The 11,683-nt window shown below is 65.0% G+C and carries 10 protein-coding genes; 8 read left to right on the top strand and 2 right to left on the bottom strand.

What is annotated here, in order from left to right:
- Positions 1 to 83: 83 nt before the first annotated feature.
- The 4 genes from ACODS9_RS26145 to ACODS9_RS26130 all read left to right on the top strand — a co-directional run bounded on the left by ACODS9_RS26145 (position 84) and on the right by ACODS9_RS26130 (position 3,750).
- A complete protein-coding gene (locus ACODS9_RS26145; protein WP_401106832.1) occupies positions 84 to 1,460 on the top strand; it encodes an L-serine ammonia-lyase in 1,377 nt (458 codons plus the stop codon).
- A gap of 26 nt (positions 1,461 to 1,486) precedes the next feature.
- Positions 1,487 to 2,608, top strand: coding sequence for a glycine cleavage system aminomethyltransferase GcvT (gene gcvT, locus ACODS9_RS26140; protein ID WP_489095091.1), 1,122 nt, complete (start codon positions 1,487 to 1,489; stop codon positions 2,606 to 2,608).
- Between the two features lie 347 nt (positions 2,609 to 2,955).
- Positions 2,956 to 3,168 carry a cold-shock protein gene (locus tag ACODS9_RS26135; RefSeq protein ID WP_046854299.1) on the top strand — a complete coding sequence of 71 codons (213 nt, stop codon included), beginning with the start codon at positions 2,956 to 2,958 and terminating at the stop codon, positions 3,166 to 3,168.
- Between the two features lie 93 nt (positions 3,169 to 3,261).
- Positions 3,262 to 3,750 carry an RDD family protein gene (locus ACODS9_RS26130; protein WP_046854298.1) on the top strand — a complete coding sequence of 163 codons (489 nt, stop codon included), beginning with the start codon at positions 3,262 to 3,264 and terminating at the stop codon, positions 3,748 to 3,750.
- A gap of 80 nt (positions 3,751 to 3,830) precedes the next feature.
- Here the strand turns inward: ACODS9_RS26130 and lptG are convergent, their stop codons facing one another.
- Together lptG and lptF are read right to left on the bottom strand one after the other, a co-directional pair.
- On the bottom strand, positions 3,831 to 4,892 hold the full coding sequence (gene lptG / locus ACODS9_RS26125) for an LPS export ABC transporter permease LptG (RefSeq protein ID WP_023632477.1): 1,062 nt from the start codon (positions 4,890 to 4,892) through the stop codon (positions 3,831 to 3,833).
- The gene (lptF, locus tag ACODS9_RS26120) at positions 4,885 to 6,000 is read right to left on the bottom strand and encodes an LPS export ABC transporter permease LptF (protein WP_023632478.1); all 1,116 of its coding nucleotides are present in this window, start codon (positions 5,998 to 6,000) and stop codon (positions 4,885 to 4,887) included. Before lptF ends, lptG begins: the two co-directional genes overlap by 8 nt.
- Before the next feature lie 294 nt (positions 6,001 to 6,294).
- Between lptF and ACODS9_RS26115 the strand changes: the two genes are divergently transcribed.
- From ACODS9_RS26115 to ACODS9_RS26100, 4 genes are all read left to right on the top strand, one after another.
- Positions 6,295 to 7,788: a leucyl aminopeptidase gene (locus ACODS9_RS26115; protein WP_401106825.1), complete on the top strand. Its 1,494-nt coding sequence runs from the start codon at positions 6,295 to 6,297 to the stop codon at positions 7,786 to 7,788.
- Between the two features lie 50 nt (positions 7,789 to 7,838).
- The gene (locus tag ACODS9_RS26110) at positions 7,839 to 8,267 is read left to right on the top strand and encodes a DNA polymerase III subunit chi (RefSeq protein ID WP_023629112.1); all 429 of its coding nucleotides are present in this window, start codon (positions 7,839 to 7,841) and stop codon (positions 8,265 to 8,267) included.
- A 5-nt stretch (positions 8,268 to 8,272) separates the two neighbouring features.
- Positions 8,273 to 8,656 (top strand): DNA polymerase III subunit chi, encoded by a 384-nt coding sequence (locus ACODS9_RS26105; RefSeq protein ID WP_489095090.1) that lies wholly within the window; start codon positions 8,273 to 8,275, stop codon positions 8,654 to 8,656.
- Positions 8,657 to 8,784: 128 nt separating this feature from the next.
- Complete coding sequence (locus tag ACODS9_RS26100; protein ID WP_457378178.1) at positions 8,785 to 11,631, top strand: valine--tRNA ligase; 2,847 nt, start codon at positions 8,785 to 8,787, stop codon at positions 11,629 to 11,631.
- Positions 11,632 to 11,683 lie beyond the last annotated feature (52 nt).

The following is an 11,683-nucleotide window of genomic DNA, read 5'->3' as shown; positions in this document are numbered from 1 at the left end:
TAAGCTGTGGGAGCCGGCTTGCCGGCGATGGGCTGCGTAGCAGCCCCCAATGGGCTTACTGGCCATCATCAGGAGGAAGCAGCATGTCTTTGAGCGTCTTCGACCTGTTCAAGATCGGCATCGGCCCCTCCAGCTCGCACACGGTCGGGCCGATGCGCGCCGCCGCGCGCTTCGCCGAAGGCTTGCGCCGTGATGGCCTGCTGGCCGGCACAGCCACGGTCAAGGCCGAGCTGTACGGCTCGCTCGGCGCCACCGGCAAGGGCCACGGCAGCGACAAGGCCGTGCTGCTTGGCCTGGAAGGCGAGCATCCGGACACCGTCGATACCGAAGCCATCCCCGCCCGTCTGCAAGCCATTCGTGAAAGCGGTCGGCTCAGCCTGCTCGGTGAACACGACATCGCCTTCGTCGAAAAGCAGCACCTGGCGATGATCCGCAAACCGCTGGCCTACCACCCCAACGGCATGATCTTCCGCGCCTTCGATGCCGCCGGCCTGCAGATCCGTAGCCGCGAGTACTACTCGGTGGGCGGCGGTTTCGTGGTTGACGAGGATGCGGCCGGCCATGACCGCATCGTCGAGGACAGCACCGTGCTGCCCTACCCTTTCAAGACCGGCAAGGAACTGCTCGGCCACTGCACCGCGCAGCACCTGTCGTTCAGCCAGGTGATGCTGGCCAACGAGGCCGCCTGGCGCCCGGAAGCCGAGACCCGTGCCGGCCTGCTGCGCATCTGGCAGGTGATGCAGGACTGCGTCGAGGCCGGTTGCCGGCACGAAGGCATCCTGCCTGGCGGGCTGAAGGTCAAGCGCCGGGCTCCGGCGTTGTACCGCCAGCTCAGCCGCCACCCGGAAGCCAGCCTGCGCGATGCGCTGTCGGTGCTTGACTGGGTCAACCTCTACGCCCTGGCGGTGAACGAGGAAAACGCCTACGGCGGTCGTGTGGTCACGGCACCGACCAATGGCGCGGCCGGTATTGTCCCCGCAGTGCTGCACTACTACATGCGCTTCGTGCCCGGCGCCAACGAGGACGGGGCGGTGCGCTTCCTGCTCACTGCCGCGGCGATCGGCATTCTCTACAAGGAGAACGCGTCGATCTCCGGGGCCGAGGTGGGCTGCCAGGGCGAGGTCGGCGTGGCCTGCTCCATGGCCGCAGGCGCCCTGTGCGAAGTGATGGGCGGTACCCCGCAACAAGTGGAGAACGCCGCCGAGATCGGCATGGAACACAACCTGGGCCTGACCTGCGACCCCATTGGCGGGCTGGTCCAGGTGCCCTGCATCGAGCGCAACGCCATGGGCTCGGTGAAGGCGATCAACGCGGTGCGCATGGCCCTGCGCGGCGACGGGCAGCACTACGTTTCCCTCGACAAGGTCATCCGCACCATGCGCCAGACCGGCGCCGACATGAAAAGCAAATACAAGGAGACCGCCCGCGGCGGTCTGGCCGTCAACATCATCGAATGTTGACCCGAATAAAAACCAAGGAGTCACCGATGTCCGAAACACTGCACAAGACCCCGCTGAACGCCCTGCACCTGGAACTGGACGCCCGCATGGTGCCGTTCGCCGGCTACGACATGCCCGTGCAATATCCCTTGGGCGTGCTCAAGGAGCACCTGCACACCCGCGAGCAGGCCGGCCTGTTCGACGTTTCGCACATGGGCCAGATCATCCTGCGCGGCAACGACGCCGCCAAGGCCCTGGAAACCCTGGTGCCGGTGGACATCATCGACCTGCCAGTGGGCATGCAGCGCTATGCCATGTTCACCAATGCCGAGGGTGGCATCCTTGACGACCTGATGGTCGCCAACCTCGGTGACGACACCCTGTTCCTGGTGGTCAACGCCGCCTGCAAGGACCAGGACCTGGCCCACCTGCGCCAGCACATCGGCAGCCGCTGCGAGATCCAGCCGCTGTTCGAGGAGCGCGCCCTGCTCGCCCTGCAAGGCCCGGCGGCGGTCAAGGTATTGGAGCGCCTGGCACCTGCGGTGGCGAAGATGACGTTCATGCAGTTCCAGCCCGTTCAACTGCTCGGCGCCGACTGCTATGTCAGCCGCTCGGGCTACACCGGTGAGGACGGCTTCGAGATTTCCGTGCCGGCCGACAAGGCCGAAGCGCTGGCGCGCCGGCTGCTGGGCGAGCCAGAGGTACAGCCAATCGGCCTGGGCGCACGGGACTCACTGCGCCTGGAAGCCGGCCTGTGCCTGTACGGCCACGACATGGACACCACCACCACGCCGATCGAGGCCAGCCTGCTGTGGGCCATCTCCAAGGTGCGCCGCGCCGACGGCGCACGTGCCGGTGGTTTCCCGGGTGCCGATACCGTGTTTGCCCAGCAACAGGCCGGCGTGGCGCGCAAGCGCGTAGGCCTGCTGCCCCAGGAGCGCACCCCGGTGCGTGAAGGCGCGCAGATCGTCGACGCGGCAGGCAAGGTGGTCGGCGAGGTGTGCAGCGGCGGCTTCGGTCCGACGCTCGGCGCGCCGGTCACAATGGGCTATGTCGATAACGAACACGCGACCCTGGACACTGCGCTGTTTGCAATGGTGCGCGGCAAGCAAGTTGCCATGAAAGTCAGCAAAATGCCTTTCGTGGCGCAACGTTACTACCGTGGCTGAATGAGTGGATTGGACGGGTTCGACATATTCGTTTTCGAACCTGTCCAATAACTTCTGAACATAGCGCCAGGCCAGGCGCCACGGCGTTTCCGACAAATCGTTCGGTGATCGGGAAAAGCCTGATTTTCACCCGTCGCGAGGGCTTGTTTTTCGCTCGGCAGTTGGCGTAGAGTCACTGCACTGTGTTTGCATGGGTCGCAACAGTTCGTGACCTGGGCCAGTAGCCGCAATCTGCTACAACCCGTTCGACGTCTCTTACTTTCCTGCAACCCAGCCCAGTAGTCTTTCACTTAAAAAAGTGTGAAAGAAACTGTCATCAATATTTAAGCTTCATAGGAAATAAGACAATGGCTGAGCGTCAGAACGGTACCGTCAAGTGGTTCAATGACGAAAAAGGTTACGGCTTCATCACCCCAGAAAGCGGTCCGGATCTGTTCGTGCACTTCCGCGCCATCCAAGGCAACGGCTTCAAGAGCCTGAAAGAAGGCCAGAAAGTGACCTTCGTGGCCGTCCAGGGCCAGAAAGGCATGCAGGCTGACGAAGTCCAGGCCGAAGGCTGATCTTCCGATAAAAAGCCCCTGTGTTGACGCACAGGGGCTTTTTTGTGCGCGCAATTCCATAGAATGGACCTTTGCCATCTGGAGCTGTCATGCATGTCCAAGCCATTGCTCAACCCCCAGGGTGATTTCCCGCCGGTCGGCCTGGGCCGTCGCCTGGCCGCGATGTTCTACGACTTCCTGCTGTGCACTGCCCTGCTGATAGTGACTGCCGGCGCGTACAAGATGATCCAGATGGCGATCATCGGCGAGGCGCGCATGCGCGAGCTGACCGAGGCCGGCGCCCTGGACGGCGACCCGCTGCTGTCGACGATCCTGCTGTTCGCCCTGTTCGGCTTCTTCGCCAAGTTCTGGACCCACGGCGGCCAGACCCTCGGCATGCAGGTGTGGGGCATGCGCGTGCAGAACGCCGATGGCAGCGCCATCAGCCTCTGGCAGGCGTTGCTGCGTTTCGTGGTGTCGATCGCGTCGTGGCTGTGCCTGGGGCTGGGTTTCATCTGGTCGTTGTTCGACAAACGTAAACGCAGCTGGCACGACATCTATTCCGAGACCCAGCTGGTACGCCTGCCCAAGCGCAAGAAGTGAGCTGCGCGGGCATCAGGCCTGCGAAAAGCACCCGCAAAAAAGCCGACCCAAGGGTCGGCTTCTTTGTGCAGCTCAGGCCATCAACCCGCCCGGCGCATTAACCACAAGCCCGCCAGCGCACAGATGCCGGCCGGGATAACCACCGCCAGCAGCGGCGGGAAGCCGAACACCTGGCTCGATGGGCCCAGCAGTTCCCCGGCGATGCGGAACACGAAGCCCACCAGTACACCGGTGAACACGCGCTGGCCAAGGGTGACCGAACGCAGCGGGCCGAAGATGAACGAAATCGCCATCAGCACCAGCGCCGCGGTGACCACCGGCTGCAGGACCTTGGTCCAGAACGCCAGCCAGTAGCGCGCATTGTTCAGCCCCTGGTCGGACAGGTAGTGGATGTAGTCCCACAGCCCGGTGATCGACAGCGACTCCGGTGCCAGCACCACAGTGTTGAGCAACTCCGGGGTCACCGACACGTCCCACACCTCTTCGGGGCTCTTGACCACTTCGGTGTGATCACCGCGGAAGTAGGTGGTGGCCACGTCGTTGAGCATCCATTTGCCATCGACGTACTGCGCCCGGCGGGCGAAGCTCGAGGTCTGGATCTTGCGCTCGCTGTCGAAGCGATAGCGGGTCACACCCAGCAGCAGGCCATTGGGCTGCACCGAGTTGATGTGCACGAACTCCTCGCCCTGGCGGTGCCACATGCCGCGCTTGGAGCTTTGCGCCTCGCCACCGCCCTGGGCCAGCGAACGGTCGGCCTGGGCCTTGTTCTCGGTGACCGGGGCCACGTACTCGCCGATCAGCAGGCCGACCAGCATCAGCACCAGCATCGGTTTCATCACCGCCCAGACGATGCGACCGATGGACACGCCGGCGGCGCGCATGATGGTCAGCTCGCTGCTGCTGGCCAGGCTGCCCAGGCCGATCAGGCAGCCGATCAGCGCCGCCATCGGCAGCATGTCGTAGAGCCGGCGCGGCGCGGTGAGCAGCACGAAGCTGCTGGCGTCCATGACCGTGTAGGTGTCGCTCAGGTCGCCCATCTCGTCGATGAAGGCGAACAACGAGGCCAGGCCGAGGATGATGCCCAGCACGGCGAGAATGGCCAGCAGCACGCTCTGGCCGATGTAGCGATCCAGTTTAACCACGGGCCACCTCCGCACGGCGAGCGGCACGCTTGAGACGCAGCGGCTCCCAGTACATCAGCGCCAGGCCGATCAGCAGGAACAGGCCATGGACCCACCAGATACCCAGCGAGATAGGCAACTTGCCCTTCTCCAGGGCGCCACGCACGGAAATCAGCATTGTCAGATAGGCCATGTACAGGAGAATCGCCGGCAGCAGCTTGAGGAAGCGGCCCTGGCGCGGGTTGACGCGCGACAGCGGCACCGCCAGCAAGGTGACCACGAACACCAGCAGCGGCAGCGACAGGCGCCACTGCAGCTCGGCGCGCTCACGCAGCCCCTGATGCCCGAACAGGTCGGAGGTCGGGATGGCTTCGCGCTCGGTCACCTCCTCGGCGACCTCAGGCTTTGGCAGCAGCACGCCATAGGTGTCGTACTTGATCGCACGGTAGTCGGCCTGGCCGGGATTGCCGTCGTAGCGGTATCCGTTCTGCAGCACCAGGTAGCGGTTACCGTCGGCCTGCACTTCCTGGTGGCCCTTCTCGGCGACCAGCACCGAAGGCGCGCGGTCCTTGGTCTTGTCCTGGTTGAAGCGCTTCTCGGAGATGAACACGCCCGCCAGGTTGATGCGGTCATCGGACAGCTGCTCGGTGTAGGTCACCCGCGAGCCATCGCGCAAGGTCTGGAAACGGCCCGGCACCAGGGTGTCGAACTCGGTCAGGGTATCCTGCTGGGCGATGATCTTCTGCACCTGGGCAACCCCCAGGGGGGCCAGGCTCAGGCTCAGCCAGGCCACCAGCAGGGCGACCAGTGCCGCCGGCACCATGGTCACGGCCAGCAGGCGCTGCTGGCTCATGCCAGTGGCCGACAGCACGGTCATCTCGCTTTCGAGATACAACCGGCCATAGGCAAGCAGGATACCGAGGAACAGCCCCAGCGGCAGGATCAGTTGCAGGAAGCCCGGCAGGCGGAACCCCATGATCATGAACAGCACGCCCGGATCGAGCATGCCCTGGGCCGCCTGGGCCAGGTACTTGATGAAGCGCCCGCTCATGATGATCACCAGCAGCACGGCGCTGACGGCGCTCAAGGTCACCAGGACCTCGCGGGACAGATAACGAAAGACGATCAAACCAGACACTCCTGGGTTGTCAGGGGCGGACAGCCAAACGAACGATTCGGACAGCCAAGACCAATGCCGGTTCGCCAAGGCGAACCTCCATGTAAAAGTGCGCGCATTATCCTGTGATTGACGGCGCCTGTCACTTGGCCGCGTACCATGGCGCATATCGGGGTTGTCATCGTGGTCGCGGCGGGCTCAAACTGGCAGCTTTTCCGCTGGCAGGCAGCGCCCGTCAGCCGCGTTTTCCGAGCGCCTGCGAAAGACAGCGCCCACTGACAGACAGATCATTCGGGGACCCCAGACATGGAATTGGTTGTAAAAAGCGTAGCCGCTGTATCCGTCAAGACCGCAACCTTGGTCGTACCCGTCGGTGAAGGGCGCAAGCTCGGCGCCACGGCCAAGGCCGTCGACCAGGCCACCGAAGGCGCCATCAGCGCGCTGCTCAAGCGTGGCGACCTGGCCGGCAAGCCGGGCCAGACCCTGCTGCTGCACAGCCTGCCGGGCCTGAAGGCCGAGCGCGTGCTGCTGGTCGGCAGCGGCAAGGACGAAGCCCTCGGCGACCGCGCCTGGCGCAAGCTGGTGGCCAGCGTCGCCGGCGTGCTCAAGGGCCTGGGTGGCGGCGACGCCGTGCTGGCCCTGGACGACATCGCCGTCACCGGCCGCGATGGCCACTACGGCAAGTACCGCCTGCTGGCCGAGACCCTGCTCGACGGCAACTACGTGTTCGACCGCTACAAGAGCCAGAAGGCCGAACCGCGCGCCCTGAAGAAAGTCACCCTGCTCACCGCCAAGGCCGGCCAGGCCGAGGCCGAGCGCGCCGTCAAGCATGCCAGCGCCATCGCCACCGGCATGGCCTTCACCCGCGACCTGGGCAACCTGCCGCCGAACGTCTGCCACCCGAGCTTCCTCGCCGAGCAGGCCAAGGACCTGGGCAAGGCGCACAAGGGCCTCAAGGTCGAGGTGCTGGACGAGAAGAAGATCAAGGACCTGGGCATGGGCGCGTTCTACGCCGTGGGCCAGGGCAGCGACCAGCCACCACGGCTGATCGTGCTCAACTACCAGGGCGGCAAGAAGAACGAAAAACCGTTCGTGCTGGTCGGCAAGGGCATCACCTTCGACACCGGCGGCATCAGCCTCAAGCCCGGCGCCGGCATGGACGAGATGAAGTACGACATGTGCGGCGCCGCCAGCGTGTTCGGCACCCTGCGCGCCGTGCTCGAGCTGCAACTGCCGATCAACCTGGTGTGCCTGCTGGCCTGCGCCGAAAACATGCCGAGCGGCGGCGCCACCCGTCCGGGCGACATCGTCACCACCATGAGCGGGCAGACCGTCGAGATCCTCAACACCGACGCCGAAGGCCGCCTGGTGCTGTGCGACACCCTCACCTACGCCGAACGCTTCAAGCCGCAGGCGGTGATCGACATCGCCACCCTGACCGGCGCCTGCATCGTCGCCCTGGGCAGCCACACCTCCGGCCTGATGGGCAATGACGACGCGCTGGTCGGGCAACTGCTCGACGCCGGCAAGCGCGCCGACGACCGCGCCTGGCAGCTGCCGCTGTTCGATGAGTACCAGGAGCAGCTGGACAGCCCGTTCGCCGACATCGCCAACATCGGCGGCCCGAAGGCCGGCACCATCACCGCCGGCTGCTTCCTGTCGCGCTTCGCCAAGGCCTACCACTGGGCGCACCTGGACATCGCCGGCACCGCCTGGATCAGCGGCGGCAAGGACAAGGGCGCCTCGGGCCGCCCGGTACCGCTGCTCACCCAGTACCTGCTGGACCGCGCCGGCGCCTGATGGCGCGCAGCCGGTGGCGCCCCTGCGCCACCGGCCGGCACTGAACGATCATGAGCAAAGTCGATTTCTACATCCTGCCCAGCGACTCGCTGTCGGTGCGCCTGGATTTCGCCTGCAAGCTGTGCGAAAAGGCCTGGCGCCTCGGCCACCGGGTCTACCTGCACTGCCAGGACGAGGCGCAGCGCAGCGAGCTCGACCTGCGCCTGTGGCAGTTCAAGGGCGAGGCCTTCTTGCCCCACGACCATGCCGAACAGCACCCGGACGCCGTTGTCGCGCTGGGTGTCGGCGCCGATGCTGGCCAACACCGTGACCTGCTGATCAACCTGGGTGGCGAGGTTCCGGCCTTTGTCGGCCAGTTCGAACGGGTCGCCGAAATCGTCGTCGAGGAGCCGGCCATCCGCCTGGCCGCTCGCGAGCGATTCCGTTTCTACCGCGAACAGGGCTATGCTCTGCAAGACCACCGCTTACAGCGACTCTGACGACGATGGACAAGCAGCTGAACTCCCTGACCCATTCCGCCCACCTGCTCGACGACCTCGAGTCGATCCGCGAGCTGCTGGGTGACGCCGACCTGCAACCACCCCTGCTGACCGAAACCGTGGAGCAGATCCCCCTGCTGCTCGACGAGCCGAGCACCGAAGCGCCCGCCGCCTCAGCGCCGGCGCCGGCTGAGGCGCCGGCTGAGGCACCTGAAGAGGATGCCCAGACCCGCCGCCAGGACACCCTGCTGCATCTGGACGCCGAACTGCGCGCCGCGGCGCAGTCGATCATGCAGGACGTGATCAACGACTTCACCCCGCACATCGAGACCGAGATCAAGCGCCGCCTCGATGCGCGGCTGGAACGGTTGCTCAAGCGTTCCGAGTAACCCTTCGTCCACATCGCGGGGCAAGCCCGCTCCCACAAGCGGGCTTGCCCGCTACACCTGTCTTGAAACGCGCAGCTTGGTTATACTTCCCGGCTTTCCCGAATTAATGCCTAAGGGTCCCGCCGCGCATGGATAAGACCTACCAGCCGCACGCCATCGAAACTTCCTGGTACAACACCTGGGAGTCCGAGAACTATTTCGCCCCACAAGGTGCAGGCGAGTCCTACACCATCATGATCCCGCCGCCGAACGTGACCGGCAGCCTGCACATGGGCCACGGCTTCAACAACGCGATCATGGACGCCCTGATCCGTTTCCGCCGCATGCAAGGGCGCGACACCCTGTGGCAGCCGGGCACCGACCACGCCGGTATCGCCACCCAGATGCTGGTCGAGCGCCAGCTCGAGGCCAAGGGCCAGAACCGCCACGACCTGGGCCGCGAGCAGTTCCTGGAGAAGGTCTGGGAGTGGAAGGACCAGTCGGGCGGCAACATCAGCCGCCAGATCCGCCGCCTGGGCTCGTCGGTGGACTGGAGCCGCGAGCGCTTCACCATGGACGACGGCCTCTCCGAGGCGGTCAAGGAAGCCTTCGTGCGCCTGCACGAAGACGGCCTGATCTACCGCGGCAAGCGCCTGGTCAACTGGGATACCAAGCTGCACACGGCAATCTCCGACCTCGAAGTGGAAAACCACGACGAGAAGGGCCACCTGTGGAACCTGCGCTATCCGCTGGCCGACGGCGCCAAGACCGCCGACGGCAAGGACCACCTGGTGGTCGCCACCACCCGTCCGGAAACCCTGCTCGGTGACGTCGCCGTTGCCGTCAACCCGACCGACGAGCGCTACCAGGCCCTGATCGGCAAGTTCGTCAAACTGCCGCTGGTCGGCCGTCTGATCCCGATCGTCGCCGACGACTACTGCGACCCCGAATTCGGCACCGGCTGTGTGAAGATCACCCCGGCCCACGATTTCAACGACTACGAAGTCGGCAAGCGCCACAACCTGCCGCTGCTGAACATCTTCGACAAGAACGCCACCGTGCTGGCTGCGGTGCAGGCGTTCAACCTCGATGGCAGCGTCAACGACCAGCTCGACACCTCGCTGCCGGCCCAGTACGCCGGCCTCGACCGCTTCGTCGCGCGCAAGCAGATGGTCGCGGACCTGGACGCCCAAGGCCTGCTGGTCAGCATCGACGACCACGCCCTGAAAGTACCGAAAGGCGACCGCTCCGGTACCGTCATCGAGCCATGGCTGACCGACCAGTGGTACGTGTCCACCAAGCCGCTGGCCGAGCCTGCCATCGCCGCCGTCGAAGACGGCCGCATCCAGTTCGTGCCCAAGCAGTACGAGAACATGTACTTCTCTTGGATGCGCGACATCCAGGACTGGTGCATCAGCCGCCAGCTGTGGTGGGGCCACCGCATCCCGGCCTGGTACGACGAGGCCGGCCAGGTCTATGTCGGCCGCGACGAGGCCGAAGTGCGCGCCAAGCACAACCTGGGCAGCGATGTGAAACTGCGCCAGGACGACGACGTCCTCGACACCTGGTTCAGCTCGGGCCTGTGGACCTTCTCCACCCTGGGCTGGCCGGAACAGACCGAGTTCCTGAAGAAGTTCCACTCCACCGACGTACTGGTCACCGGCTTTGACATCATCTTCTTCTGGGTCGCCCGGATGATCATGCTGACCATGCACCTGATCAAGAACGAGGACGGCACCCCGCAAGTACCGTTCAAGACCGTCTACGTGCACGGCCTGGTACGTGATGGCCAGGGGCAGAAGATGTCCAAGTCCAAGGGCAACGTGCTCGACCCGCTGGACATCGTCGACGGCATCACCCTCGACGCCCTGCTGGAAAAACGCACCAGCGGCATGATGCAGCCCAAGCTCGCCGAGAAGATCGCCAAGCAGACCAAGGCCGAGTTCCCCGAAGGCATCGCCAGCTACGGCACCGATGCCCTGCGCTTCACCTTCTGCTCGCTGGCTTCCACCGGTCGCGACATCAAGTTCGACATGGGCCGCGTCGAAGGCTACCGCAACTTCTGCAACAAGATCTGGAACGCCGCCCGCTACGTGCTGGACAAGGGCGAGGACTGCGGCCAGAACGGCGAGGCCTACGAGCTGTCGCTGGCCGACCGCTGGATCATCTCGCAGCTGCAGCGTACCGAAGCCGAGGTGACCCGCCAGCTCGAGCAGTTCCGCTTCGACCTGGCCAGCCAGGCGCTGTACGAGTTCATCTGGAACCAGTACTGCGACTGGTACCTGGAGCTGTCCAAGCCGGTATTGTGGGACGAGAACGCCCCGGTCGAACGCGCCCGCGGCACCCGCCGCACCCTGGTGCGCGTGCTGGAAGTGGCGCTGCGCCTGGCCCACCCGTTCATGCCGTTCATCACCGAAGAGATCTGGCAGCGCATCGCGCCGCTGGCCGGCATCGACGGCAAGACCATCATGCTGCAGCCATGGCCTGAAGCGAACGAAAGCCGCATCGACGCCGCCGCCGAAGGCGACATCGAGTGGCTCAAGGAGCTGATGGTTGGCCTGCGCAACATCCGCGCCGAGATGAACATCGGCCCGGGCAAGCCACTGCCGCTGTTCCTGAAGAACGCCAACGCCGACGACCAGCGTCGCCTGCAGGAAAACGAAGCCCTGCTGAAGAAGCTGGCCAAGGTCGAATCGTTCACCGTGCTCGGCGAGCAGGACGAAGCACCGCTGTCGGCTACCGCCCTGGTGGGTGACCTGCAAGTGCTGGTGCCAATGGCCGGCCTGATCGACAAGGACGCCGAGCTTGCGCGCCTGAGCAAGGAGATCCAGCGCCTGCAGGGTGAAGTCCAGCGCGTCGGCGGCAAGCTGTCCAACGCCGCCTTCGTCGACAAGGCTCCGCCTGCGGTGATCGAGAAGGAACGCGCCAAGCTGGCCGAATCGGAGCAGGCCCTGGCCAACTTCACCGAACAGCATGCGCGGATTGCTGCGCTGTAATTCAAACGTGAAGCCATAGGGGGCTGCTTCGCAGCCCATCGCCGGCAAGCCG

The organism is Pseudomonas sp. FG36 (assembly GCF_057809275.1).
This window is presented reverse-complemented; position numbering and strand designations above follow the sequence as displayed.